Source organism: Ketogulonicigenium vulgare WSH-001, from assembly GCF_000223375.1.
Classification (GTDB): Bacteria; Pseudomonadota; Alphaproteobacteria; order Rhodobacterales; family Rhodobacteraceae; genus Ketogulonicigenium; species Ketogulonicigenium vulgare.
In genome coordinates, this window is sequence record NC_017384.1 from 321423 (window position 1) to 346035 (window position 24613).

The window sequence follows — 24613 nt, forward strand, 5'->3', positions numbered from 1 at the left end:
ATGTCAGACGCGAGCAATCAGCCCCCGTCAACCCAGAACGGGTTGCACGAGGAGCAAGGCGAGGCTGCCTCTAACGAGGGGCAAAGTCGTGGCGGCTTTCTGAGCCGTATCTTTGATGCCCTAAACCCGCAGGACAGCGTCAAAACCGCCGAGGCCATTGGGCCCGTGCTGGGTATTGGCAATCTGCGCCGCCTCGAGGTCGAGGATGTCGCAACCCCGAAAGCCGAAATCGTCGCGCTGCCGGTTGACAGCAGCTTTGACTTTCTGGTCGAGACGTTCCGCGAAACCGGGATGAGCCGCATTCCTGTCTACGAGGGAACGCTGGATACGCCCCTTGGCATGGTCAACCTGAAGGATCTGGCGCTGAAATTCGGCTTTGGCGCGGATGTGACAGGCTTTGATCTGCGCGGCATTTTGCGCCCCGTGCTGTATGTGCCCCCGTCGATGCCGCTTGGCGCGCTTTTGGCCAAAATGCAGGCCGAACGCATCCATATGGCACTCGTGATCGACGAATACGGCGGCACCGACGGATTGCTGACCATCGAAGACCTGATCGAAACCGTCGTCGGCGAGATCGAGGACGAGCATGACATCGAAGAGCTGGACGATCTGACGCAGGAATCCCCGCTGGTCTGGGAGGCCGATGCCACGGTCTCGCTGCAAAATTTTGCCGCGCAATCGGGCTTTGATCTGACCGCCGATGACGGCATCGACGAAGAAGAGGTCGAGACCCTTGGCGGTCTTGCCTTTATGCTGTCGGGCGATGTGCCCGAAACCGGCGAGATTATCGCACATCCCGCAGGCGCAAGTTTCGAGGTGCTCGATGCCGATAATCGCCGCATCAAACGTCTGCGGATCAATCTGCCCGAGGCCGTTCCGGAATAAATGAAGCGTTTGAAATTAGATCGCGGCCGCGCCATGCGCGCGGTCGCATGGATGGCTCTGGGGGCGCTTGCCGGTTTTGGCATAGCGCCCTTTGGTCTTTGGCCGCTGACCATTCTGGCGCTGGCGATTTTCTTTGCCAAAGCAGGCAGCGGCTTTCGCAGGTTCTGGCTGTTTGGCTTTGGCTATTTCGCGCTGACCCTGTGGTGGATTGTCGAGCCGTTCTTGGTCGATATCGCCCGACACGGCGCACTGGCGCCCTTTGGCCTGTTCGCAATGTGCGGCGGCATGGCATTGTTTTGGGGCCTTGGCGGCTGGCTGATGCGCCGCCTGCACCTGTCCGGCCCTTTTGCCGCGGCCGCGGTGATCGCGCTGGCGGAACTCGTGCGCGCGCGGATTTTTACCGGCTTTCCGTGGGCGATGCCGGGCGAGATCTGGATCGACACGCCCATCGCGCAATATGGGGCGTGGGGCGGGCCGCTGGGGCTGACGTTCCTCACACTTGGTCTTGCGGCGGCGCTGGCGTGGCTGGGCCCGCGCGCCCGCACGATGGCGGTGCCGGGCGGGATCGCGGCGCTGTGGGCCGCATCGCTTGCGCTATTCCCCGCGCTGCCTGATCCGACCGGCGGGCCGCTGGTGCGCATGGTACAGCCCAATATTGCACAGGCCGATAAATGGCGGCCCGAGACGGTCGAGACTCTGATCCCGCTGATGCGCGATCTGTCGGTGGGCGGTGCGACGCCCGATCTGGTCGTCTGGCCCGAATCCGCAACGCCATGGCTGCTCGAGGATGCGCGCGGCCTGTTCGAGGCGATTGCCGAGGAATCCGGCGCCCCACTGATGGTGGGGGCGGTGTCCTTGCGCGGCGAGGAATTCTTTAATTCGCTGGCATTGGTCGAGCCTGATGTGCCGCTGCAGGTCTATGACAAAGTGCATCTGGTGCCCTTTGGCGAATATATCCCGTTCGGCGAGACGCTCTCGCAATGGGGCATCAGCGGTTTTGCCGCCCGTGATGGGGCGGGTTTCGATATCGGCACCGGGCCGGGGCGGCTGGATGTGCCGGGCATCGGCTGGGCGCAGGCGTTGATCTGCTATGAGGGCATCTTCGCCCCCGAGGTGCGCGCCGCCGTGAATGCCGCAGGCGCGCGCCCGCGTCTCATGGTGCTGGTGACCAATGATGCTTGGTTCGGCCGCTTTGCCGGTCCTTACCAGCATCTGGTGCAGGCGCGGATGCGCGCGATCGAGCTGGGCCTGCCGATGGTGCGGGTCGGAAATAACGGTGTCTCGGCGATGATTGATCCGCGCGGGCGGATGACGGCCAGCCTGCCGCTGGATCAGGCAGGGCGTTTGGATGCGCTGCTGCCGCAGGCCCTCGGTGCAACACCCTATGCACGCTTTGGTGATTGGCCCGCATTTGCGGCGATTTTTCTGCTTTTGGGCGCGCTTATCACCATCCGCGCGCGCAAACCGCATTGACCCCAGCGCGGGGCAGGCATAGGCCTGTCCCCAGCATCCCCCACAACGGCTTCCTGACGTGGCGGGTAAGATTGAAATGGAGCAATTTCTCATGGCCCGACAGGACTATATCTTCACTTCGGAATCGGTTTCCGAAGGGCATCCCGACAAGGTGTGCGACCGTATTTCGGACTCGGTGCTTGACGCCTTTATCGCCGAAGAGCCCGAGGCGCGCGTCGCCTGCGAGACCTTTGCCACCACCAACCGTGTGGTTATCGGCGGCGAGGTCGGCCTGTCCGACAAGGCACGCCTGCATGAATTCATGGACAAGGTCGAGGGCATCACCCGCGAGGCGATCCGCGACATCGGCTACGAGCAGGACGAGTTCCACCACGCCACCGTCGAGGTGACGAACCTGCTGCACGAGCAGTCCGCCCATATCGCCCAAGGCGTCAATGCGCGTGACAATAAGGACGAGGGTGCAGGCGATCAGGGCATTATGTTCGGTTACGCCACCACCGAGACGCCCGAGCTGATGCCTGCGCCGATCCAATACGCCCATGCGATCCTGCGCCGTCTGGCCGAGGCGCGCAAATCCGGCGCCGCGCCGCTGCTGCGCCCCGATGCAAAGTCGCAAATCTCGCTGCGCTATGCGGGCGGCAAACCGGTCGAGGTGACCTCGATCGTGCTGTCCACCCAGCATGCCAGCGCGGCGCAAAGCTCGGATGATATCCGCGCGATTGTCGAGCCTTATATCACCGAAGTCCTGCCCGAGGGCTGGCTGACGGATAAAACCGAATGGTGGGTGAACCCCACGGGCACCTTTGTCATTGGTGGCCCCGATGGCGATGCGGGCCTGACCGGGCGCAAGATCATTGTCGATACCTATGGCGGTGCGGCCCCCCATGGCGGCGGCGCGTTCTCGGGCAAGGACCCGACAAAGGTTGACCGCTCGGCCGCCTATGCCGCGCGTTATCTGGCGAAAAACGTGGTGGCGGCGGGCCTTGCCGAACGCTGCCTGATCCAAGTGTCCTATGCTATTGGTGTGGCCAAACCCCTGTCGATCTATGTCGACACCTATGGCACGGGCGAGGTGGACGATGCCGCGATCGAAAAGGCGCTGGGCCAAGTTATGGACCTGTCGCCGCGCGGTATTCGCAACCACCTGCAACTGAACCGCCCGATCTATGCGCGCACCTCGGCCTATGGCCACTTTGGTCGCGCGCCGGATGCGGATGGCGGATTTAGCTGGGAACGCACCGATCTGATCGACGCGCTGAAGCGCAGCGTCTAAGATGATAAGGCCCCGGTGTTCCGGGGCCTTACTTTTATCCAACGATCGAGACCACTGATGCGCCTGACCCTGACAGCTTTACTTGCCCTTGTTTTTCTTGCCGGTTGTGGCGGCGGCTCGATGGCCAGCTATGGCGGCACGACCACGGTCAGGGGTGTCGGGCAGAATGATCTTTTGAAACTACGCGCAGGCCCCAGCCTTGAATATGCCGTGATTCTGGGCCTGCCTGACGGCACGCGCCTGCGCCGTCAGGATTGTGTCACGGAGCTGGGGCAGCGGTGGTGCCGCGTCAGCCTGGCGGCGGCACCCGGTATTCACGGCTATGTCTCGGCCGATTACCTGACCGCCAACTAATTACAGCCCTAACCTGTCGCGCAGCGCGAACCACGTCATCGCCAGCGTCAACAGCGGCGCGCGAAACGCCGTGCCGCCCGGAAAGGGCGTCACGGGCAGCGCGCCCATCACGTCGAACTTGCCCGCTTGGCCCAGCACTGCCTCGGCCATGACGCGGCCTGCCATACCGGCCAGCGCGACGCCGTGGCCCGAATAGCCCGAGGCGGACAGGATATTGGGCGCCACCCGCGCCACATAGGGCAGGCGCGACATGGTGATCGCCAATGTGCCACCCCAGACATGGCTGATTTTTACGCTCTGCAGTTGCGGGAACAGCGACAACATCCGCGCTTGCAGCGCCGTTCCGATATCCTTGGGGTAGCCGATGGAATAGCTTTCACGCCCGCCAAACAGGAAACGGCCATCCTCGGACATGCGATAGTAATTCACCACGAATTTGCTGTCCGCAACCGCGATATCCTCGGCCAGAACCTGGGCCGCCAGATCACCCAAGGGTTCGGTCGCGCCGATGAAACTGTTGATTGGCATGACGCGGGCGGGGACTTTGGGCACGATATCGGTCAGATAACCATTGCCCGCCGTGATGACCCAATCGGCGGTGACGCTGCCGTTTGGGGTATGGACGGTCGCGGGCTGGCCTTGGTCGATGCGGATCGCTTCGGACTTTTCAAAGATCACCGCGCCCGCTTGCTCGGCGCTCGCGGCCAGCGCCAGCGCATAGCGCAGCGGATGGACATGTCCCGCGCCGCGGTCGATCTGGCCCGCGACATAAGACTCCGTTTTCACCAGCGCCCGGATGCCGTCCTTGTCCAGCGAGGTGATCTTGTCATAGCCATAGCGGTCGCGCAGGAAATCAGCCTCGGCGCGCATCTCGCGCCCCTCGGTCGCGGAATATTCGCCATGGGCGACGCCGGGGCGATAGCGGGCCTCGGGCGCGGTCACGCTGCAAAAATCGACCAGTTGGGATTTGGCGTCCTCGGCCACATCCCATAGCGCGCGGGCGCGGGTCGCGCCCAGCCGCTTTTCCAGCCAGATCTGGCCCTTGTTATAGCCCGAGCCAACCTGCCCGCCATTGCGGCCAGAGGCGCCAAAGCCGGGGCGGTGCGCGTCCAGCACGATGACCGACAGTCCCGCGGCCGCCAGCGTTTTAGCCGCCCAAAGACCGGTATAGCCCGCGCCGATCACGCAGGCATCAACCCGATGCGCGCCATGCAGCTGCGGGCGGGCAGGGGGAATGGTCGCGCTGGCTGTGTACCAGCTGGGCGGATACTCCCCCGGTTTGTCGTTGCGATAGAGAGGGTTCATCAGACGTTCAGCAGCAAATGTTCACGTTCCCACGGGCTGATCACCTGCAGGAATTCATCATATTCAGTGTGTTTCACGATGGAATAGACGCGGGCAAAATCCGGCCCCATCACCTCGTGCAGGGCCTTTGACTCGTCAAACAGGTCCATCGCATCGCCCAGCGAGGTCGGGATATCCTCGCCCTCGGCATCGCCCGCATCGCCGTGATAGCGCTTTTCGGGCCAGATCTCGTTCACCATACCCAAATAGCCGCAGGCCAGGCTGGCCGCGATGGCAAGATAGGGATTGCAGTCCATCCCGGCCAAACGGTTCTCGATCCGGCGGGCCTCGGGCGGCGAGATCGGAATGCGGATGCCGGTCGTGCGGTTGTCGCGGCCCCATTCCAGATTGATCGGCGCGGCAAAGTTGCGCACATAGCGGCGATAGCTGTTCACATAGGGCGCCATCACCGCGATGGCCGCAGGCATATGTTCCTGCAAGCCCCCGATGAAGTGGAAGAACAAATCGGTCTCGCCGCCATGGGGGCCGTTGAACAGATTGCGGCCCTGTAGGTCGATGATCGAATGATGAATATGCATGGCGCTGCCCGGCTCACCCTCGATCGGTTTGGCCATGAAGGTCGCGTAGCAATCATTCTTCAGCGCGGCTTCGCGGATCAGACGTTTGAAATAAAAGATCTCATCCGCCAGTTTCACCGGATCGCCGTGGCGCAGATTGATCTCGATCTGGCCGGCACCGCCCTCTTGGGTGATGCCGTCGATCTCGATGCCCTGCACTTCGGCGAATTCATAGATGTCGTCGATGACGGGGCCGTATTCATCCACGGCGGTCATCGAATAGGCCTGCCGTGCGGCGGCGGGACGGCCGGTGCGGCCCATCATGGGCGAGATCGCCTTGGCCGGATCGGTATTGCGGGCGACCAGATAGAATTCCATCTCGGGCGCGACAACGGGCGTCCAGCCGCGCGCTTTATAAAGCGCGACGACGCGCTTTAGCACATTGCGCGGCGAGCAGGCGACCGGATTGCCCTTTTGATCAAAGGCGTCATGGATGACCTGCAGCGTGCCATCCTTGGCCCATGGCGCAGCCGAGGCGGTTGACAGGTCGGGGCGCAGAACCATGTCAGGCTCGACATAGCCCTCGGGGCCTGCAGCCTCGGCCCATTCGCCGGTGATCGTCTGGAAAAAGATCGAATTAGGCAGATGGAAATATTGCTGGCGCTCCCATTTCATGGCGGGAACGGCTTTACCCCGGGCGATGCCAGGGAAATCGGCAATGACACATTCGACCTCGTCCAGCTTGTTCGCCTCGAGGTAGTCGCGCGCAGCTTGTGGGATCTGGTCGGTCCAGCTCATGCAGGGATCTCTTTGGTTTTCAGGAAACGGGCGATGCGCGCGCCAAGGCGGCCCGCATCAAGGGGCAGGTCTGCTGCCGCGCGGGCGCGCGACAGCAGATCATCAGGCACAATGCCGGGGCCGCGCTGTTCGATCATATCGTGGCCATAGGCGGTGCCGAATTCGGGATGGGGCTGGATGGTGAAAATACTGTCGCCATAGACCACAGCCGCGTTTTCGCACATCGGGCCGCTGGCGATGCGGCGCGCACCTGCGGGCAGATCCAGCACTTGGTCTTGGTGCCATGCGTTCAGGGCCAGTGTCTCGCCGCCGAAATCGTAATCGAACCGCCCGACGCGCCAGCCGCCATCGAATTTCTCGACCCGGCCACCCAGCGCCTTGGCGATGATCTGGTGACCAAAGCATACGCCGACCAATGGCTTGCCGCTGGCCTGAATGTCGCGGATGAACTGTTCCAGCGGCGGGATAAAGGCGTGATCCTCGTAAACGCCATGCTTCGATCCGGTAATCAGCCAAGCATCAGCCTGATCGGTGCCGGTCGGAAAATCCATGTCGACGACGCGCCATGTCTGAAAGTCGAAATCCTGACCGTCCAGCAGCTTGATGAACAGATCCGGGAAATCGCCATGGGTAAGCTGTAACGCATCGGGAGCGTAGCCGGTTTGCAGGATACCGATTTTCATGGAGTCACCATTTGGCTTGTTACTGGGGACCTTAGCGAAAATTGACCCTTCGGGCAAGGCGGCTAGACCGTGTCCAAATACAGTTCCAGCCGTTCGGCGGGGGTCAGCTCGGCCATGTAATGCATTTCCTGCCGTTTGGTGCGCACCAGATTATCAACCAAAGCATCGGGGAAAATGCGCCGCACCAGTTCCGATCCGGCAAAGGCGTCGATCGAGGCCTCCCAACTGACAGGAATTTGCGGCAAAGGCTGATCATAGGCGCTGCCCTCAATCGCGGGCGGGGGGCGCATGTCATCCTCAAGGCCGATCAGCGCCGCGCCAAGAATCGCCGTCAGCAGTAAATAGGGGTTCACATCGCCGCCCGCGACGCGGTGTTCAATCCGGCGGGCCTGAAATTCAGACGCGGGCACGCGGATCGAGGCGGTGCGATTGTCATGGGCCCAGCAGATCCCGGTCGGCGCATGGCTTTCGGGGACAAGGCGTTCATAGCTGTTGGCATGGGGCGCAAAGATCAGTGCGCAATCGGGAATGGCCTGCAAACAGCCCGCAATCGCGCGATACAGCACCTTGGTGCCGTCATGCGTGTCATTGGCAAAGACATTGCGGCCATGTTCGTTGATCAACGAGAAATGCACATGCAGCCCGTTGCCGGCAAAATCGGGATAGGGCTTTGCCATGAAACTGGCGGCCATCTTGTGTTTGCGCGCAAGGCCGCGCGTCAGCATCTTGAAAAACCAGGCATCATCGGCGGCCCGCAAGGCATCGGGAACATGCTGCAGGTTGATTTCGAACTGGCCGGGGCCAACCTCGGACATGGCGGCTTCGGCGGGGATATCCATCGCCTCGCAGGCGTCATAGAGGTCGTTGAAAAAGGCGTCAAAGGCATCGAGCACGCGCAGCGACAGGCTTTCGGCCCCGATGCGCCGCTTGCCTGATCGGGGTGATCGCGGCACGCGCAGATCGGCTTCGCTGTCATCGACCAGATAGAATTCCATCTCGGTTGCAACGACCGGGCGCAGGCCGCGTTCGGCAAACCGGTTTTGAATGGCGCTAAGGGCGTGGCGGGCGTCACCCTCGAACGGGTCGCCGTTGTCTTTGAACATCCAGACGGGAAGCAGCGCCGATGTGCCGTCCAGCCATGGCATGGGCACATATCCCCGCTCGGTCGGGCGCAACAGGCCGTCGGGGTCGCCCTCTTCGAACACCAAGGGGCTGTCTTCGACATCCTCGCCCCAAATATCCAAATTCAGGGCCGAGGCGGGAAATCTTGTGCCACTTTCTTCGATACGGCGGGCAAACCGGCTGGGGGTGCGTTTCCCGCGCGCCTGACCGTTCAGGTCAACGGCTGCGGTGCGGACTGATTTGATATGCGGATTGTCATCAAGCCAACTCATCTTATCAATCGTAGTCGGAGCTTTATCCGACTGCGCCTTTCCTGCGGAAGATGTCGGTTCAGTCGTTTATTCACCACCCCCATTATCAGGGTGATCAGCAATGTCAGCAGGATGAAATAGCCCGCCAAAATCGGATAGGAAATGAAAGGGTTGAACGTCTTGCCTGCAAGATAGCTGGCATAATACAGCGCGTCACCTTGTTGTTGCACCGCCGGAAAGCCGGAAAAGAACACCAGCGTCGTTGCGTGGAACAGAAAGATCGCCTCGTTTGTATAAGACGGCCAGGCAAGGCGCAGCATGTTGGGAAAGATGATGCGGCGAAAGCGGGAAAAGCCCGAGAAGCCATAGGCATCGGCGGCCTCGACATCGCCCTTGGGAATGGCACGCAGCGCGCCCAGAAAGATCTCGGCCGAATAGGCGGCGGTGTTCATGAACAGCACCACCAGCGCGCCGTAAACCGCCGAAGTCAGGAACCCCAATTGCGGCACCCAGCCGCGCAGCGACAGGAACAGGAAATAGCAGAAAAAGAACTGGATGAACAAAGGCGAGCCGCGGAAGATGAAAATGAACCACGCCGCGGGCTTTTGCACCCAAAGGTTCCGGCTGTCTTTGGCCACCGCCAGTGCGACGGCGGCGACAAAGCCGAAAATCACCGCGATAATGCCGAAATAGACGTTCCAGATCATGCCCGATCCGATCAGAACGAATTGATCGCACAGGGTAATATCGGCGCTGGGCAGCGCGCGCGGCCCGATGCCGATGCTGCGCAGACCGTAAGTTGTTAAAGTGTCCCAGCAGCTCATGCGACGGCCTTTCGTAGGGCCTCGCCGCCCGTCGTGGCTTGCCCTGCGCTAAAGCGGCGCTGCAAGCGGTCGAAACCGATCTCGGAAATTTTGGTCAGCGTCAGATAAAACACCAACAGGAACAGGAAATACCACATCCGCCAGTCGCCATGCGGATAGCTGGTGAATTGCGGCGTGCGCGATGCGCCCAGTTCCCGCGCCCAATAGACCACATCTTGAATGCCCAACAGGAACAGCAGCGGCGTTGCCTTGATCAGCACCATCCACAGGTTCGACAGGCCCGGCAGCGCGTAAAGCCACATTTGCGGCACGGTGATGCGCCAAAAGATCTGGCCATGGGACATGCCATAGCTTTCGGCGGCCTCGATCTGGCCGCGCGGCACGGATTTCATCGCGCCAAACAGGATATTCGCGGCGAATGCCCCGAAAACAATGGAAAAGGTCAGAACCGCAAGCGCAAAGGCGTAAAGCTCATGCACCCAAGCTGGGTCTGTGGATAGCGGCAGTTTCGCCGCCGCGCAGACCAGAAAATCGCTGCCCTGCCGGATCGGCTGATCCCAATCGGGGCATTTCACATGGTGACGGACGATTTCAAACGCCTGATCCAGCGCGATGACAAAGAACATGAAAAAGGCGATATCCGGCACGCCGCGCACAATCGCGATATAGGCTTTGCCGAACCAGCGCACCGGCGCGATCCGCGCCCGTGCGGCCATGGCGCCGCCAAAGCCAAAAGACAGTGCCACAACCGCCGTAATCAGCAGCAGCGCGATGACCGTTCCAAATGACGTGTAAAAAGCCAGATGGCGGGGGTTCGTCAAATAGCACAGCATCCATGCCGGGCCCGAGAGGCTTGCGGGATCTGCGCAGAAACTACCCATACCGTCTTTCCTAATCGAGGGAATGGCGGCCCAAAGGCCGCCATTTCATTTTTTATTCAAAGGTTTCGGCTTCGGCACCGAACCATTTCACCATCAACTCGTTGATGGTGCCGTCAGCTTTCATGCTGGCGATGGCGGTGTTGAACGTCTCGGCCAGTGCGGTGTCCGACTGGCGCAGGCCAACACCGATACCGCCACCGATTTGCACCGAATCCACAACGACCAGCGCGCCGCCAGATGCCTCGATCGCGGGCAGCAGGCTGTCGCCGTCAGCCAAAACGGCATCCGCCTCGCCGCTGGTCACAGCCGCGAGCGCGTCGTCAAAGGTCGCAAATTCCAGCAAGGTGGCGGCGGTCTCGGACACATGACCCGCTTGGATCGTGCCGGTTTGCGCGGCGACGACGGCGGTGTTCACATCGACGCCTTCGGTCTGTGCGACATAAAGCGAGCTTTGCGCCGGAACATATTCGTCCGAGAAAGCAATGACTTGGCGACGCTCATCGGTGATCGACATGCCCGCCATGATCGCGTCATAATTGCCCGAGACAAGGTTCGGAATGATCGAATCCCAGTCGTTCTGCACCCATTCACAGGTGATGCCGGCGCGCAGGCACAGCTCGTTGCCCAGCTCGATCTCATAGCCGTCCAGCTGGTTCTGGTCGTTCACGAAATTATAGGGCGCATAGGCGCCTTCGGTGCCGATACGGACGATATCTTGGGCCATCGCGCCCGAGGCAAGCAGCCCCAGCGACAGGATCGCGGTGGAACGCAGCAGGGTTTTCATGGTCTACTCCTTGTTGGCGAAAGTTGCGTGTGGCTGGCCTGCGGACAGGAATTGCTGCAGACGTTGGCTTTGCGGCGCACCGAAAACGGCCTCTGGCGGGCCTTCTTCTTCGATGCGGCCTTGGTGCAGGAAGATGACATGATCGCTGATATCGGCGGCCATGCGCATATCGTGCGTGACGATGATCATGGTGCGCCCCTCGGCGGCGAGATCCTTGATCACCTTGATCACTTCTTGTTCCAACTCGGGATCGAGGGCGCTGGTCGGCTCGTCGAACAGCAGGGCCTGCGGCTCCATACACAGGGCGCGGGCGATAGCGGCGCGCTGTTGCTGGCCGCCCGATAGCTGCGAGGGCCAGGCGTCGGCCTTATCGGCGATGCCGACCTTGGCCAGATAGGCGCGGGCCTTTTCCTCGACCTCGGCGCGGTCGCGCTTTTGCACGATGATCGGCGCTTCCATCACGTTTTGCAGCACCGTCAGATGCGACCACAGGTTGAACTGCTGGAACACCATCGACAGGTTGGTGCGGATCTGGCGCACCTGCGCGGGGCTGGCGGGGCGGCGATCAAGGCCTGCGCCCGCCCAAAGCACCGGTTTGCCGTCGAACAAAATCTCGCCATCTTGGCTGTCTTCCAACAGGTTGCAGCAGCGCAGCAGCGTCGATTTTCCCGATCCGGACGAGCCGATCAGTGCGATCACATGTCCCTTTGGCGCGGTGATATCCACGCCGTTCAATACGGGCAGATCGCCATAGGATTTATGCAGGTTGTGGATCGCAATGACAGGAGCGCTATGGGTCACGAGGAGTTCTATTCCGTTTTACCTTCTGGTCAGGTTGGCTGCATCTGGCTTTTTTTGCAACGCTTTCAGCAGATGCCAGTGCCCGCAATGGGGCGGTTGCCCAAAGCTGTGGCAGTTAAAGCTGCGCGAACAGGCCTGACAGGCGTTCAAGCTCGGGGATAAGCCCATAGGGTGGGTTCAGGATGAACAGGCCCGAGCCGACCATGCGGTGTCCTTCGCGTGCGGGCGGAAAGGTCACTTCGTGGCGCAGGGCATCGGGGAAATCATCGGCCAATGCCTGCAGCATCGGCAAATGCGGCGCGTCCGAGAGGATCGGATACCACAGCATAATGATGCCGACCGGCCATTTGCGGGCGATGGCCGCGATCTTGCCGGGGATCGCGGCGTAATCGCTGCGGATTTCGTAACTGGGATCAATCAGCAACAGGCCGCGGCGCGGATCGGGCGGCGTCAGCGACAAGGCCATGTCGAACCCGTCTTTTTGGTGGATGCGCGCGCCAAAGGGGGCAATCGCATTTTGCAGCGCCACGTTTTCGCGTGGGTGCAGATCGGCCAGATGCAACGTGTCCAGATCGCGCAGGATCTGCGCGGCGATCAGCGGCGAGCCGGGATAGGCGCGGGGGCCATGATCGCGGCGGGTCGCGGCAATCGCGCGGGCATAGGGGTGGCCATCGGCGAACCAATGCGCCACCTTTTCAATGCCTTGCGCGGCCTCGCCGGTCTTTAGCGCCTCGGGCGCGTCCAGCAGATACAGGCCCCGACCCGCATGGCTTTCCATATAGGTCAGGGGTTTGTTCTTTTGCGTCAGATAATCCAGCGCCACGGCAAGGGCCGCGTGCTTTTGCACGTCAGCCAGATTCCCGGCGTGATAGATATGCTGATATGATAGCATTAAACGAGGCGCGAGTTATCCAGCGCCGCCTTGATAAAGCCAGCAAACAGCGGGTGAGGGGCGAAGGGCTTGGACTTTAGTTCGGGGTGGTATTGCACGCCGATGAACCACGGATGGTCCTTCCATTCGACCGTTTCAGGCAGGCGGCCATCAGGGGACATGCCCGCAAAATCAAGGCCGCAGGCCTCGAGCTTGTCCTTGTAGCGGGTGTCGACCTCATAGCGGTGGCGGTGACGCTCTTCGATCTCGGTCGCGCCGTAAATCTCGGCGATCTTCGATCCGGCCTTCAGGTTGGCGTTATAGGCGCCCAGACGCATGGTGCCACCCTTGTCGTCGTCCCGCTTGCGCGCGATGACATGGTTGCCCTGCACCCATTCTTTCAGGTGATAGACCACGGGTTCAAAGCGCTGGACGCCCGCCTCGTGGTCGAATTCCTCGGAACCGGCGCTGTTGATGCCCGCGACGTTACGCGCACCTTCGATTACGGCCATCTGCATACCCAGGCAGATGCCAAGGTATGGCACCTTATGCTCGCGCGCGAATTGGGCGGCGCGGATCTTGCCCTCGGTGCCACGCTCGCCAAAGCCGCCGGGCACCAGGATCGCGTCGAACTGTTCCAGCGTATTGGCGGGATTGTCGTTTTCCAACAGCTCGGCATCGACCCAAGCGATTTTCACCTTGGTGCGGTTGGCCATGCCGCCGTGGGTCAGCGCCTCGGAGATCGACTTATACGCATCTTCCAGACGGGTATATTTGCCGACGATACCGATTTTAACCTCGCCCTCGGGGTTGGTCAGGCGATCAATGACATCTTCCCAAACGGTCATGTTCGGTTTGGGCGCAGGCTCGATGCCAAAGGCGTTCAGCACGGCATCATCAAGACCCGCCTCGTGATAGGCGAGGGGCGCCTGATAGATCGACTTCAGGTCATAGGCGGGGATCACGGCATCCTTGCGGACGTTACAGAACAGGGCGATCTTTTCGCGTTCTTTTTCCGGGATCGGCTGCTCGCTGCGGCAGACCAGCACATCGGGGGCAAGGCCGATCGACTGCAATTCCTTGACAGAATGCTGGGTCGGCTTTGTCTTTAGCTCGCCCGAGGCGGCAAGGTAGGGCAGCAGCGTCAGATGCATCAAGATGCATTCGCCGCGCGGACGCTCGTGAATGAACTGACGGATGGCCTCAAAGAAGGGCAGCCCCTCGATATCGCCGACAGTGCCACCGATTTCGCACAGCATGAAATCAACCTCGTTGGCGCCGATCGAGAGGAAGTCTTTGATTTCATTGGTGACATGCGGGACGACCTGAATGGTCTTCCCCAGATAATCGCCGCGACGCTCTTTCTCCAGAACGTTGGAATAGATCCGGCCGGACGAGATCGAATCGGTCGTGCGCGCCGCAACGCCGGTAAAGCGTTCATAGTGGCCCAGGTCTAGGTCGGTTTCCGCGCCGTCGTCGGTCACGAAAACCTCGCCATGTTCAAAAGGCGACATCGTGCCGGGGTCAACGTTCAGATAGGGGTCCAGTTTGCGCAGGCGCACCGAATAGCCGCGCGCTTGCAGCAAGGCGCCCAACGCGGCAGAGGCAAGGCCCTTACCCAGCGAGGAAACCACACCGCCTGTAATGAAAATATAGCGTGCCATCTGTGGATGTCCCCGTGTTGCCAGATCATGTTGCCAGATCGAATTGCATAGAATCATACGGCCAGCGCATGAAAATGCGCTTACCACGGGATTTAACTATAGCCGATTATGGCCGGCTTATGCAACCCGCTGACCGCGAAATAATGGGTGAAGCGGCAAAGCCGCTTCTAGATTTTGTGGTAAAGGCGGGAATCAGTTCCCGCTGGGCAGCAACGAATTGCTTTCCGTCGTGCCAGCCGCAGGCGGCAGCAGGCCAGAGGCCGCAGGCGCGTCAGATGCGGGCGGGGGCAGCAGCAGATCAGGGTTGCTCATCAGGCCCGAGCCCGAATTGCCCGTAGCAGCCAGGATCGTCAACACCAGCGAGGTCACGATGAATGCGCCTGCCAGCCACCAGGTGGCTTTTGCCAGCGCGGTCGTGCCCGAACGCCCCGTCGAGGGCAGGCCGCCGTTGCCGCCGCCAGCGCCCATTCCAAGGCCGCCGCCTTCCGAGCGTTGCAGTAGGACCACGCCGATCAGCACCAGTGCCAGGATCAGGTGAACGATGATGACAACAGTTTCCATTGGAAGGGGGTCCTACTTCTGCGATGCGCGTCTGTCTAAAGCCAAGTGCCGCGCGCCGCAACCCCTGCCGGTCCATTTGCGCGGATCAGACGTAAATGCGTCGCCGGGGTGAAAAAGCGGTTTCACATATGGCTGTGCCTCGCTATAGGGTGCGCGGTATTTTTGCCGGACGAGGAGTTCAGGGCATGGCAAACGTAGTCGTCGTTGGCGCCCAATGGGGCGATGAAGGCAAAGGCAAAATCGTGGACTGGCTGTCCGAACGCGCGGATATCGTCGCGCGTTTCCAAGGGGGTCATAACGCGGGCCATACTTTGGTCATTGGCAATCAGGTCTATAAGCTAAGCTTGCTGCCCTCGGGCATCGTGCGGGGCGGGAAACTGAGTGTGATCGGCAACGGCGTCGTGCTGGACCCGTGGCACCTCGAGGTTGAGATCGCCAAGCTGCAAGGGCAGTGTGTTGATATCAACCCCGACAACCTGCTGATCGCCGAGAACACCTCGTTGATCCTGCCGCTGCATGGCGAGCTGGACCGTGCGCGTGAAAGCGCTGTCGGCGTTGCCAAAATCGGCACCACCGGTCGCGGCATCGGTCCGGCCTATGAAGATAAAGTCGGCCGCCGCGCGATCCGCGTCGCCGATCTGGCAGATAAAGCGACGCTCGAGCTGCGCGTTGATCGGCTGCTGGCGCATCACGACGCATTGCGTCGCGGCCTCGGCCTCGATCCGATCGACCGTGATGCCCTGATCCAGCAACTGCTGGACGTCGCACCCAAAGTGCTGCCCTATGCCGCGCCGGTGTGGAAAGTGCTGAACGATGCCCGCCGCGCGGGCAAGCGGATCTTGTTCGAAGGCGCACAGGGCGCGCTGCTGGATGTGGATTTTGGCACCTATCCCTATGTGACCTCGTCGAACACCTTGGCCGGTCAGGCCGCGACCGGCGTCGGCCTTGGCCCGACCGCGATTGATTTCGTGCTGGGCATCGTCAAAGCCTATACGACCCGTGTGGGCGAAGGCCCGTTCCCGGCCGAGCTGAACGACGAAGATGGTCAGCGTCTGGGCGAGCGTGGCCATGAATTCGGCACCGTCACCGGCCGCAAGCGTCGTTGTGGTTGGTTCGACGCGGTTCTGGTACGCCAGACCTGCGCCACCTCGGGTGTGTCGGGCATCGCGCTGACCAAGCTCGACGTGCTGGACGGCTTTAAGACGCTGAAAATCTGCGTCGGCTATGAGCTGGACGGTGCGATTGTCGACTACCTGCCGACCGCTGCGGATCAACAGGCCCGCTGCACGCCGGTTTATGAAGAGATGGAAGGCTGGTCGGAGACCACCGCAGGCGCCCGTAGCTGGGCCGATCTGCCGGCGCAGGCGATCAAATACGTCCGCCGCATCGAGGAGCTGATCCAGTGCCCCGTCGCGCTGCTGTCGACCTCGCCCGAGCGGGACGACACGATTCTGGTGACCGACCCCTTTGCGGATTAATCCGCCGGGGTCTCATCGGGATGGAGTAGGCGAGGCGGCACAACATGTGTCGCCTCGTTTTCATTTGGCACACGTTGTTCCGGCGACAGGCGCAAGGGCAGCAGCGCGGGCGGGTTTTTCGGCACATTCATATGCGGCAGGTCGCGCATGATGGTGGCGATCGCTTCCAGAATCGCCTCGGGGGCATCATAACCCTCGACCGAGACTGTCAGCTCGCCATAGGTGACGGTCACAATCTTGCGTGCGGTCATCATTTCCCCGATCGTATGTGTTGCGCGTTCGGCGGCAGTTTAACGGATAAGGGGCCCGTTCTGAAACCTATTCATTTCGACAAGCCTGTGATGTTGATCGGCCCGGTGCCTGTGGATCACCTGCCCCCGGCACAAGGGGCCGCCATTGTCGCGGTGGATGGCGGTGCGGATCAATGCCTGCGCCATGGATTGCAGCCTGATCTGGTCATTGGCGATCTTGATTCGCTGGGCGATGCGGCCCGCGCGGCCTTTCAGGACCGGCTGGTACAGGTGAACGAGCAGATCACCACCGATTTCGAAAAGGCGCTGATCCACGTCGGTGCGCCGCTGCGCTTGGCCGTTGGCTTTTGGGGCGGGCGGGCCGATCATGCCTTGGCGGTGCTGGGGGCGCTGGCGGGGCATCCAGACCGGCGCACCATTGTCATCGGGACAGATGACATCATCTTTCACTGTCCGCCCGCGTTTCACATGGAACTGCCCGCAGGCACCCGCGTCTCGCTGTTTCCACTGGTGGCGATGGAATGCGACAGCACGGGGCTGGAATGGGCGACGCATGGCCTGCATCTGGACCCGCTGGCGCGCACGGGGGTGTCCAATAGCGCAAAGGGCGGGCCGATTTTCATCGCACCCGCCCGCACTGGTCTATTGGTGATTCTGCCGCGGGCAAGCTTGCCCGCAGCCGTGGCCGCGCTGGGTTAAAGCGCGCGCCAGCCGATATCTGTGCGGAAAAAGCCCTCGGGCCAGTCAATCGCCTCGGCCATGTGATAGGCGGCGATCTGGGCGACCTGCAGGCTGCTGCCGCGCGCCGTGGCCGCCAGAACACGGCCACCCGCCGCCACAATCTGGCCATCCGCGCCAAAGGCGGTGCCCGCATGGAACAGCTTGTGATCGGGGTCGTTGGGCAGAGCCGAGAGGCCGTCAATCACGCTGCCTTTCACGTAATCGCCCGGATAGCCACGGCTCGCCAGCACCACGCTGAGGGCATGGTCATCCGCCCATGCGACCTGCACTTGATCCAGACGCCCCTCGGCACAAGCCAGGATCAGATCCAGCGCCTGCGGCCCCAGCCGCATCATCAGCGCCTGACATTCGGGATCGCCAAAGCGGACGTTATATTCCACCAGCCGCGCCTTGCCGTCCTTGATCATCAGGCCCGCGAACAGCACGCCTTGGAACGGCGTGCCGCGACGGGTCATCTCGGCCATGGTGGGGCGAATAATCTCGTCCATCACTTGGCGTTCAATCGCCGGGGTGAAGACGGGGGCGGGGGAATAGGCCCCCATGCCGCCGGTATTGGGGCCGGTATCGCCGTCAAAGGCGCGCTTGTGGTCCTGCGCCGATCCCACTGCAAGGGCGGTTGTGCCGTCGAACAGCACGAAATAGCTGGCTTCCTCGCCGTCCATGAATTCTTCGATCACGACTTCCGCGCCAGCATCCGCGAACAGCGCATCAATGGCCGCGCTCGCCTCGGGGACGGTCATGGCGACGGTGACGCCCTTGCCCGCCGCAAGGCCGTCAGCCTTGATGACAATCGGCGCTCCTTCGCGGGCGATATGGGCATGGGCCTCGGCGGCATTATCGAACCGTGCCCACGCGGCGGTCGGCGCGCCTGCGGCGTCGCAAACCTCTTTGGTGAAACCCTTGGAGGCCTCGAGCATCGCGGCGGCTTGGCTCGGGCCAAAGGTCAGGATACCGGCGGCGCGCAATGCATCGGATACGCCAGCGGCCAGCGGAGCCTCGGGGCCGACGATTACGAAATCGACGCCTTGCGCCTTTGCCAGCGCCACAACGGCGGCGGGGTCCAGCGGGTCGACGGCCATACAGGTCGCATCCGCCGCGATACCCGCATTGCCCGGGGCCACGATCAGATCGGTGCATGTGGGATTTTGCTTGATAGCCCAAGCCAGCGCATGTTCGCGCCCGCCCGATCCCAGAATAAGAATCTTCACGTCAGCCCCCTTTGCCTTACTGCTTTGGGGTCTTAAAGTCGGCGCGACATGCAGGCAAGACGACAAAGGCGCGCTATGGAACTGTTCGAGGACGAGAAGCCCAAAGACAATGCACCCGAATTCAGCGTGTCCGAGCTGTCGGGCGCGGTGAAGCGCATGGTCGAGGGCGAATTCGCCCATGTCCGCGTGCGGGGCGAGCTGGGGCGCATTTCGCGTCCGTCGTCCGGTCACATCTATCTGGATCTGAAGGATGACCGCTCGGTTCTGGCGGCGGTGGTGTGGAAAGGGCAGGCCGCGCGCCTGTCTGCGCGCCCCGAGGAGGGGCTGGAGGTCATCGCGACCGGCCGTCTGACCACCTTCCCCGGCCAGTCGAAATACCAGATGATCATCGAGGATATCGCCCCCGCAGGCGCCGGTGCCCTGATGGCGCGGCTGGAAAAGCTAAAGGCGCAGCTGGGCGAAGAGGGCCTGTTTGATCCCGCCCGCAAAAAGCCGATCCCGTTTCTGCCCGAGGTGATCGGGGTGATCACCTCGCCCTCGGGGGCTGTGATCCGTGATATTTTACACCGCTTGCGCGACCGATTCCCCCGCAAGGTCATCGTCTGGCCGGTCGCCGTGCAGGGGCAGGCGGCGGCGGGCGAGGTCGCCCGCGCGATCGCCGGGTTCAACGCGCTGACACCGGGCGGTGCGATGCCGCGTCCCGATCTGCTGATCGTGGCGCGCGGTGGCGGCTCGGTCGAGGATCTATGGGCCTTTAACGAAGAGGTCGTCGTGCGCGCGGCTGCTGCCTCGGACATTCCGCTGATCTCGGCGGTGGGACACGAGACGGATACCACGCTGATCGATTATGCCGCCGACCGCCGCGCGCCGACGCCCACCGCTGCGGCGGAAATGGCGGTGCCGGTGCGAATGGATCTGTTCGCGCAGATGCAAAGCCTAGAGGCGCGTCAATCGCGTGCGATGCAGCAGGTGCTGACACGGCGCGGCCAGCGTCTGTCCGATCTGTCGCGGGCCTTGCCGCGCGCCGATGCGCTGCTGGCGGGGCAGGCGCAGCGGCTGGATTTCGCGGCGCAGCGGCTGGATGCGGCGCTGCAGACCGGCATTGATGCGCGCGCCCTGCGCCTTGCCCGCAACGCGCTGACCCCCAGTGTCCTGCGCACGCGGATCAACAATGATCTGCGCACCATCGACGTGCTGGCCACCCGCGCCAGCGCCGCGACCGAACGGTTGATGCGGCAAAAAGAACAGGCGGTCGAAAACATCGACCGCCTGCGCGAAACTTTAGGCTATGCGGCGACGCTGAAGCGCGGCTTTGCGGTGGTGCGCGCCGATGGCCATGTCGCAACCAGCACCGCCGCGCTGGAAGCGGCCACTTCGGTCGAGGTTGAACTGACCGACGGCCGCGTGCGCATTCGCTAGTTACTTGCCCGCGCCGCCCACGGTCAGCCCGCCGATCAGCAGGCTGGGCTGGCCGACACCCACCGGCACCCATTGGCCGGCCTTGCCGCAATTGCCGATACCGGGGTCCAGTTGCAGATCATTGCCGATGCCGCGAATATGCTGCAAGGCGGTCGCGCCATCGCCGATCAGCGTTGCGCCCTTGACCGGCTCGCCCACCACGCCGTTGCGGACGCGGTAAGCCTCGGTGCAGGAAAACACGAATTTGCCGCTGGTGATATCGACCTGACCGCCGCCAAAGCCGACGGCATAGATGCCGTCCTTCAATTCCGCCACCAGACTTTCGGGCGCGGCATTTCCGGCCAGCATATAGGTGTTGGTCATGCGCGGCATCGGCGTATGGGCAAAGCTTTCGCGCCGCCCGTTGCCGGTGGGTTTTACGCCCATCAGCCGTGCATTCTGGCGATCCTGCATGTAACCCACCAAAATTCCATCCTCGATCAACACGTTACGCGCGGATGGGGTGCCCTCGTCATCGAAATTGAGTGAGCCGCGACGATCCGGCATGGTGCCATCATCCAGCACAGTCACGCCCGGCGCGGCAATGCGCTGCCCCATCAGACCGGCAAAAGCGGACGAGCCCTTGCGGTTAAAGTCGCCCTCGAGCCCGTGGCCGATGGCCTCATGCAGCAAAATGCCCGGCCAACCCGGCCCCAGCACCACATCCATCACACCCGCAGGGGCGGGGACGGCATCAAGGTTCACGGTCGCGATTCGCAGCGCTTCGCGCGCAGCGGTTTGCCAGTGTTTGGGGTCCATCAGGCCTTCCAGCCCGAACCGGCCGCCCGCACCCGTGCCGCCGGTTTCGCGGCGGCCGTCACGTTCAACCGTGACCGAGATGTTCAGCCGCGAGAGGGGACGGAAGTCGGTATATTCGCCGCCCTCGGGGCGCAGAATCACCACCTGCTGCAGCCCCGCCGAGACGCTGGCCGACACCTGCACCACACGGGGGTCAAGCCCGCGGGCATAGGCGTCAATCGCGCGCAGCAGTTCGACCTTTGCCGGGAATGTCGCCGATTCCAGCGGGTCTATATCGGTATAAAGACGTTGGTTCGTATGGGCGGGCGCATCGGCCAGCGTGCCGCCCCCTGCGCCCACCGCAAGGCGCGCGGTCGATACGGCGCGCTTGACCGCAGCCTCGGAAATCTCGGTCGAATGGCTATAGCCGGTCGTCTCGCCATTCACCGCGCGCAGGCCAAAGCCTTCGCTGGCGTCATAACTTGCGGTTTTCAGCGTGCCGTCATCAATGGCCATGGCCTCGGAATGGCGGCGCTCCATGAACAGCTCTCCGTCATCGGCGCCCGCAACGGCCGCCCGCAGCTGCGCAAGCGCCACATCGCGGTCGAGCGATTCATCAAAAGGGCGGAAAGTTGTATCGGTCATCGTCAGAGCCTTGTCCTGCAGATCGCTGTTAAGACCAGATAAAGCCTTGTGCGTCGGAAAAACAGGGAAGGTGCAAGAATTTCGTCATATTCGGGGCGCGCGCGCCGATCCTTTTGCTTGCCCTGACCTGCGGTTTATGTGAAAGACACGGGCAAAGGATAAGCGGATGCTGGCCCTTTCCCGGGGCGGTTGCGCGCGCATTGCACGAGACAAGGGATAGAGATGAATATCACCAAGACCTTTGGGAAGCTGTGGTTGGGCGGCATTACCGCTGTTGCAGGCATGGTGAGCGGGGCTGCGGCCTTTGCGCAGAACATGTACGACGAGGTTCTGCCCGCAGACCTGCCCGTTATCGGCCGTCCGGTGCCCAATGGCATCAACTTCCAGCCTGCCGCGACTGAGCTGGCGCGTGATATCCACTTCCTGGATAACATGCTGCTGGTCATCATTTTCGCGATCAGCATCTTTGTGCTGGCGCTGCTGGCGATCATCATTTTCCGCTTTAACGAAAAGCGGAATCCGAAAGCCTCGCAGTTCACCCATAACACGCCGCTGGAAATCGTCTGGACGATTGTTCCGGTTGTGATTCTGGTCTTCATCGGTGCGTTCTCGCTGCCGGTGCTGTTCAAACAGCAAGAGTTCCCCGAGGGTGACATCGTCATCAACGTCGAGGGTCGTAGCTGGTACTGGAACTACACCTACCCGAACGACGGCATCATGCTGGACGGCTATATGCTGGATCAGTCGGACCTGGAATATTACGGCTATACCGAAGACGATTACCTGCTGGCGACCGATACCGCCATGGTCATCCCGTCGGGCCGCAAGATCCTGCTGCAAGTCACCGGCGGTGACGTGATCCACTCGTGGACGATCCCGGCCTTTGGCGTCAAGCAAGATGCGGTTCCTGGCCGTGTTGGCCTGATCTGGTTCGAAGTCGATCCGGGCATGGAAGGCATCTACTTTGGTCAATGTTCGGAACTGTGCGGCAAAGACCACGCCTACATGCCGATCACCGTCAAAGTCGTGACGCCCGAAGTCTATGAAGAGTGGCTGGTTGCAGCCGCCGACGAGTATCCGGCCTACTAATCAGGCCCGCTGGCATCGCCAACGCCATCACATCCCGGCCATTACTGGCCGGGATAAATTTCAAGTCCGGGGTGCGTCCCGGAGTTTGGCGGATGTGGCGATCCGCTAAAAGATGAGGAACCGCCATGAGCGACAGCAGCATCCAACCGGGCGTCAGGACAGAACCTGGCGAGGCAGGGTTCGGCGATTATTTTACGCTGCTCAAACCCCGTGTCATGCCGCTTTCGATCTTTACCGCCTTTGTCGGTATGGTCGTCGCACCTGGTGGCATTCATCCCTTTATCGCCTTCGTCGCAATCTTATGCATCGCCGTTGGTGCAGGTGCGGCGGGCGCGCTGAATATGTGGTGGGACGCCGATATCGACGCCATCATGCGCCGCACGCGTAACCGCCCGATCCCTGCAGGTCGCGTCCAGCCCGGCGAAGCTTTGGGCATTGGTGTCACGCTGGCCTGTTTCGCGGTCGTGATGCTGTATCTGGCGACCAATATCGTCGCCGCTGGCCTGCTGGCCTTTACCATCTTTTTCTATGTCGTGATCTATTCGGTCTGGCTGAAACGCCGCACGCCGCAGAATATCGTGATCGGCGGCGCCGCAGGGGCCTTTCCACCCATGGTCGGCTGGGCTGTTGTCACCGGCGGTGTGTCGGTTGAAAGCATGCTGCTGTTCATGCTGATCTTCATGTGGACGCCGCCCCATTTCTGGGCGCTGGATCTGTTCATGAAGGGCGATTACGCCAGCGCCAACGTGCCCATGATGACCGCCACCCGCGGTCAAAAGGCGACGCGCATCCATATTCTGGTCTATGCGATCTTGTTGATCCCTTTCGCGGTTGGCGTCAGCTTTACCACGATTGGCGGGCCGGTTTACCTCGCGATTTCGGCTGTACTGAACCTGCAGTTCGTGCTGGGCGCCTATCGGGTCTGGTCGCGTAATAAAGACATCTCGGACGCCGACAATTACGCCGGCGAACGCAAACTTTTCCGCCTGTCCCTCAGCTATCTGTTCCTGCATTTTGGTGCGCTTTTGATCGAAGCGGCACTGCGGGGCTTTGGCATTGATGGCTGGGCCTACATCATGGGGTGGTTCTAATGGCCATTCGCGTCGAACATGAGTTGCACCAGCGTCGCAAGGGACGCAATTACGGCCTGCTGGCTGTTCTGATCGGCTTTGTCGCCATCGTTTTCGGACTGACTGTTGTAAAGGTGACGAGCCTTGATGACATCTCGCAGTTCGAGGCCTTCGACCACGTTGCCCGTCCTCAGCTGGTGCCCGGCCAGATTGATGGAGGCACACAATGAAGAAATTCAAAGACATGTCCCCGGTGGCGCGCACGGCTGCGACCGCAACCGGCGTCGTTGTTGTGATGGGCGCTTTGGCCTGGGCGGCAGTTCCGTTCTATAACTGGTTCTGTTCGGTCACGGGCTACGGCGGCACGACGATGCTGGCGGATGGCGAATCGGAAATCGTGCTGGACCGCGAAATTCTGGTGCGTTTCTCGGCCGCTGTGGCCGATGACATGCCGTGGCGTTTCCGCGCGGTCGAGCCCGAGATGCGCATCCGTATCGGCGAGACCGGCCTTGCCTTTTACGAGGCGACCAATATGTCCGACAAACCCATTGCAGGCACTGCGGCCTATAACGTCGCGCCCTATGCTGCAGGCGAGTTTTTCGACAAGATCGAGTGCTTCTGCTTTACGCTGCAAGTGCTGCAACCGGGCGAGACTGTGCTGATGCCTGTCAGCTTTTATGTCGACCCCGAAATGGTGAATCACCGCGAGGCGAAATATATCAACGCCATCACGTTGAATTACACTTTCTACGAAAGCCCGATGCCGGCAGATAATCTGCAAGCTGGGCTACAGGGCGGTGCCGCTGCACCTTTGACAAGCGACGAGACAGTCGCCATACAAAACTGAA

25 protein-coding genes and 1 riboswitch are annotated in these 24613 nt (G+C 61.7%); of the genes, 11 read left to right on the plus strand and 14 right to left on the minus strand.

The window, feature by feature from the left end; genetic code table 11:
* The 4 genes from KVU_RS01515 to KVU_RS01530 all read left to right on the plus strand — a co-directional run bounded on the left by KVU_RS01515 (position 1) and on the right by KVU_RS01530 (position 3985).
* Positions 1 to 885 (plus strand): CBS domain-containing protein, encoded by an 885-nt coding sequence (locus KVU_RS01515; RefSeq protein WP_014537500.1) that lies wholly within the window; start codon positions 1 to 3, stop codon positions 883 to 885.
* Entirely contained in the window at positions 886 to 2358 is a 1473-nt protein-coding gene (gene lnt, locus KVU_RS01520; protein ID WP_013383553.1) for an apolipoprotein N-acyltransferase, read from the plus strand.
* Positions 2359 to 2392: 34 nt separating this feature from the next.
* Positions 2393 to 2442, plus strand: a riboswitch (SAM-SAH riboswitch).
* 7 nt (positions 2443 to 2449) lie between these two features.
* Positions 2450 to 3631: a methionine adenosyltransferase gene (gene metK, locus KVU_RS01525; protein WP_013383554.1), complete on the plus strand. Its 1182-nt coding sequence runs from the start codon at positions 2450 to 2452 to the stop codon at positions 3629 to 3631.
* Positions 3632 to 3688: 57 nt separating this feature from the next.
* Positions 3689 to 3985, plus strand: a complete 297-nt coding sequence (locus KVU_RS01530; protein ID WP_013383555.1) for an SH3 domain-containing protein — start codon at positions 3689 to 3691, stop codon at positions 3983 to 3985.
* Here KVU_RS01530 and KVU_RS01535 read toward each other — a convergent pair whose 3' ends face one another.
* The 11 genes from KVU_RS01535 to secG form a co-directional block, all read right to left on the minus strand.
* Positions 3986 to 5290, minus strand: coding sequence for an NAD(P)/FAD-dependent oxidoreductase (locus KVU_RS01535; RefSeq protein ID WP_013383556.1), 1305 nt, complete (start codon positions 5288 to 5290; stop codon positions 3986 to 3988). It abuts the gene before it with no gap.
* Positions 5290 to 6645, minus strand: coding sequence for a glutamine synthetase family protein (locus KVU_RS01540; RefSeq protein ID WP_013383557.1), 1356 nt, complete (start codon positions 6643 to 6645; stop codon positions 5290 to 5292). Before KVU_RS01540 ends, KVU_RS01535 begins: the two co-directional genes overlap by 1 nt.
* Positions 6642 to 7328 carry a type 1 glutamine amidotransferase gene (locus tag KVU_RS01545; RefSeq protein WP_014537501.1) on the minus strand — a complete coding sequence of 229 codons (687 nt, stop codon included), beginning with the start codon at positions 7326 to 7328 and terminating at the stop codon, positions 6642 to 6644. Before KVU_RS01545 ends, KVU_RS01540 begins: the two co-directional genes overlap by 4 nt.
* Before the next feature lie 62 nt (positions 7329 to 7390).
* Positions 7391 to 8722 (minus strand): glutamine synthetase family protein, encoded by a 1332-nt coding sequence (locus tag KVU_RS01550; protein ID WP_013383559.1) that lies wholly within the window; start codon positions 8720 to 8722, stop codon positions 7391 to 7393.
* Positions 8719 to 9525 (minus strand): ABC transporter permease subunit, encoded by an 807-nt coding sequence (locus KVU_RS01555; RefSeq protein ID WP_013383560.1) that lies wholly within the window; start codon positions 9523 to 9525, stop codon positions 8719 to 8721. Before KVU_RS01555 ends, KVU_RS01550 begins: the two co-directional genes overlap by 4 nt.
* Positions 9522 to 10406 carry an ABC transporter permease gene (locus KVU_RS01560; RefSeq protein ID WP_013383561.1) on the minus strand — a complete coding sequence of 295 codons (885 nt, stop codon included), beginning with the start codon at positions 10404 to 10406 and terminating at the stop codon, positions 9522 to 9524. Before KVU_RS01560 ends, KVU_RS01555 begins: the two co-directional genes overlap by 4 nt.
* A gap of 52 nt (positions 10407 to 10458) precedes the next feature.
* The gene (locus KVU_RS01565; protein WP_013383562.1) at positions 10459 to 11190 is read right to left on the minus strand and encodes a transporter substrate-binding domain-containing protein; all 732 of its coding nucleotides are present in this window, start codon (positions 11188 to 11190) and stop codon (positions 10459 to 10461) included.
* Between the two features lie 3 nt (positions 11191 to 11193).
* The gene (locus tag KVU_RS01570; protein WP_013383563.1) at positions 11194 to 11991 is read right to left on the minus strand and encodes an ABC transporter ATP-binding protein; all 798 of its coding nucleotides are present in this window, start codon (positions 11989 to 11991) and stop codon (positions 11194 to 11196) included.
* A gap of 115 nt (positions 11992 to 12106) precedes the next feature.
* Positions 12107 to 12883 (minus strand): 23S rRNA (adenine(2030)-N(6))-methyltransferase RlmJ, encoded by a 777-nt coding sequence (gene rlmJ / locus KVU_RS01575; RefSeq protein ID WP_013383564.1) that lies wholly within the window; start codon positions 12881 to 12883, stop codon positions 12107 to 12109.
* Entirely contained in the window at positions 12883 to 14526 is a 1644-nt protein-coding gene (pyrG, locus tag KVU_RS01580) for a CTP synthase (RefSeq protein WP_013383565.1), read from the minus strand. Before pyrG ends, rlmJ begins: the two co-directional genes overlap by 1 nt.
* A 192-nt stretch (positions 14527 to 14718) precedes the next feature.
* Complete coding sequence (gene secG, locus KVU_RS01585; RefSeq protein ID WP_013383566.1) at positions 14719 to 15087, minus strand: preprotein translocase subunit SecG; 369 nt, start codon at positions 15085 to 15087, stop codon at positions 14719 to 14721.
* A gap of 185 nt (positions 15088 to 15272) precedes the next feature.
* Here secG and KVU_RS01590 point away from each other — a divergent pair, with 185 nt between their 5' ends.
* Positions 15273 to 16565, plus strand: a complete 1293-nt coding sequence (locus tag KVU_RS01590) for an adenylosuccinate synthase (protein WP_014537502.1) — start codon at positions 15273 to 15275, stop codon at positions 16563 to 16565.
* Here KVU_RS01590 and KVU_RS01595 read toward each other — a convergent pair.
* Positions 16562 to 16816 (minus strand): hypothetical protein, encoded by a 255-nt coding sequence (locus KVU_RS01595; protein ID WP_014537503.1) that lies wholly within the window; start codon positions 16814 to 16816, stop codon positions 16562 to 16564. The genes KVU_RS01590 and KVU_RS01595 overlap by 4 nt on opposite strands.
* A gap of 90 nt (positions 16817 to 16906) precedes the next feature.
* Between KVU_RS01595 and KVU_RS01600 the strand changes: the two genes are divergently transcribed.
* Complete coding sequence (locus KVU_RS01600; protein ID WP_014537504.1) at positions 16907 to 17515, plus strand: thiamine diphosphokinase; 609 nt, start codon at positions 16907 to 16909, stop codon at positions 17513 to 17515.
* On the opposite strand, the gene purD is transcribed toward KVU_RS01600, so the two are convergent.
* Positions 17512 to 18765 (minus strand): phosphoribosylamine--glycine ligase, encoded by a 1254-nt coding sequence (purD, locus tag KVU_RS01605; protein ID WP_060486240.1) that lies wholly within the window; start codon positions 18763 to 18765, stop codon positions 17512 to 17514. The genes KVU_RS01600 and purD overlap by 4 nt on opposite strands.
* Positions 18766 to 18840: 75 nt before the next feature.
* On the opposite strand from purD, the gene xseA reads away from it, so the two are divergent.
* Positions 18841 to 20184 carry an exodeoxyribonuclease VII large subunit gene (gene xseA / locus KVU_RS01610; protein WP_013383570.1) on the plus strand — a complete coding sequence of 448 codons (1344 nt, stop codon included), beginning with the start codon at positions 18841 to 18843 and terminating at the stop codon, positions 20182 to 20184.
* On the opposite strand, the gene tldD is transcribed toward xseA, so the two are convergent.
* A complete protein-coding gene (tldD, locus tag KVU_RS01615) occupies positions 20185 to 21606 on the minus strand; it encodes a metalloprotease TldD (RefSeq protein WP_013383571.1) in 1422 nt (473 codons plus the stop codon). It abuts the gene before it with no gap.
* Positions 21607 to 21828: 222 nt separating this feature from the next.
* Here tldD and coxB point away from each other — a divergent pair, with 222 nt between their 5' ends.
* The 4 genes from coxB to KVU_RS01635 all read left to right on the plus strand — a co-directional run bounded on the left by coxB (position 21829) and on the right by KVU_RS01635 (position 24612).
* Positions 21829 to 22695, plus strand: coding sequence for a cytochrome c oxidase subunit II (coxB, locus tag KVU_RS01620; RefSeq protein ID WP_013383572.1), 867 nt, complete (start codon positions 21829 to 21831; stop codon positions 22693 to 22695).
* A gap of 125 nt (positions 22696 to 22820) precedes the next feature.
* Complete coding sequence (cyoE, locus tag KVU_RS01625) at positions 22821 to 23786, plus strand: heme o synthase (protein ID WP_014537506.1); 966 nt, start codon at positions 22821 to 22823, stop codon at positions 23784 to 23786.
* Positions 23786 to 23995: a cytochrome c oxidase system small membrane protein gene (locus KVU_RS01630; RefSeq protein ID WP_013383575.1), complete on the plus strand. Its 210-nt coding sequence runs from the start codon at positions 23786 to 23788 to the stop codon at positions 23993 to 23995. Before cyoE ends, KVU_RS01630 begins: the two co-directional genes overlap by 1 nt.
* Positions 23992 to 24612, plus strand: coding sequence for a cytochrome c oxidase assembly protein (locus KVU_RS01635; RefSeq protein ID WP_013383576.1), 621 nt, complete (start codon positions 23992 to 23994; stop codon positions 24610 to 24612). The genes KVU_RS01630 and KVU_RS01635 overlap by 4 nt, the downstream gene beginning before the upstream one ends.
* The last annotated feature ends 1 nt before the right edge of the window (position 24613 follow it).

Bases quoted from the DNA above. Each gene is read 5' to 3' on its own strand.
- KVU_RS01535 (WP_013383556.1), bottom strand. From the start codon at position 5,290: ATGAACCCTCTCTATCGCAACGACAAACCGGGGGAGTATCCGCCCAGC.
- KVU_RS01565 (WP_013383562.1), bottom strand. From the start codon at position 11,190: ATGAAAACCCTGCTGCGTTCCACCGCGATCCTGTCGCTGGGGCTGCTT.
- KVU_RS01595 (WP_014537503.1), bottom strand. From the start codon at position 16,816: ATGACCGCACGCAAGATTGTGACCGTCACCTATGGCGAGCTGACAGTC.
- KVU_RS01545 (WP_014537501.1), bottom strand. From the start codon at position 7,328: ATGAAAATCGGTATCCTGCAAACCGGCTACGCTCCCGATGCGTTACAG.
- lnt (WP_013383553.1), top strand. From the start codon at position 886: ATGAAGCGTTTGAAATTAGATCGCGGCCGCGCCATGCGCGCGGTCGCA.
- rlmJ (WP_013383564.1), bottom strand. From the start codon at position 12,883: ATGCTATCATATCAGCATATCTATCACGCCGGGAATCTGGCTGACGTG.
- metK (WP_013383554.1), top strand. From the start codon at position 2,450: ATGGCCCGACAGGACTATATCTTCACTTCGGAATCGGTTTCCGAAGGG.
- KVU_RS01515 (WP_014537500.1), top strand. From the start codon at position 1: ATGTCAGACGCGAGCAATCAGCCCCCGTCAACCCAGAACGGGTTGCAC.
- KVU_RS01555 (WP_013383560.1), bottom strand. From the start codon at position 9,525: ATGAGCTGCTGGGACACTTTAACAACTTACGGTCTGCGCAGCATCGGC.
- tldD (WP_013383571.1), bottom strand. From the start codon at position 21,606: ATGACCGATACAACTTTCCGCCCTTTTGATGAATCGCTCGACCGCGAT.
- KVU_RS01530 (WP_013383555.1), top strand. From the start codon at position 3,689: ATGCGCCTGACCCTGACAGCTTTACTTGCCCTTGTTTTTCTTGCCGGT.
- KVU_RS01540 (WP_013383557.1), bottom strand. From the start codon at position 6,645: ATGAGCTGGACCGACCAGATCCCACAAGCTGCGCGCGACTACCTCGAG.
- KVU_RS01550 (WP_013383559.1), bottom strand. From the start codon at position 8,722: ATGAGTTGGCTTGATGACAATCCGCATATCAAATCAGTCCGCACCGCA.
- KVU_RS01590 (WP_014537502.1), top strand. From the start codon at position 15,273: ATGGCAAACGTAGTCGTCGTTGGCGCCCAATGGGGCGATGAAGGCAAA.
- xseA (WP_013383570.1), top strand. From the start codon at position 18,841: ATGGAACTGTTCGAGGACGAGAAGCCCAAAGACAATGCACCCGAATTC.
- KVU_RS01635 (WP_013383576.1), top strand. From the start codon at position 23,992: ATGAAGAAATTCAAAGACATGTCCCCGGTGGCGCGCACGGCTGCGACC.
- pyrG (WP_013383565.1), bottom strand. From the start codon at position 14,526: ATGGCACGCTATATTTTCATTACAGGCGGTGTGGTTTCCTCGCTGGGT.
- secG (WP_013383566.1), bottom strand. From the start codon at position 15,087: ATGGAAACTGTTGTCATCATCGTTCACCTGATCCTGGCACTGGTGCTG.
- KVU_RS01630 (WP_013383575.1), top strand. From the start codon at position 23,786: ATGGCCATTCGCGTCGAACATGAGTTGCACCAGCGTCGCAAGGGACGC.
- coxB (WP_013383572.1), top strand. From the start codon at position 21,829: ATGAATATCACCAAGACCTTTGGGAAGCTGTGGTTGGGCGGCATTACC.
- KVU_RS01600 (WP_014537504.1), top strand. From the start codon at position 16,907: ATGTTGATCGGCCCGGTGCCTGTGGATCACCTGCCCCCGGCACAAGGG.
- KVU_RS01560 (WP_013383561.1), bottom strand. From the start codon at position 10,406: ATGGGTAGTTTCTGCGCAGATCCCGCAAGCCTCTCGGGCCCGGCATGG.
- cyoE (WP_014537506.1), top strand. From the start codon at position 22,821: ATGAGCGACAGCAGCATCCAACCGGGCGTCAGGACAGAACCTGGCGAG.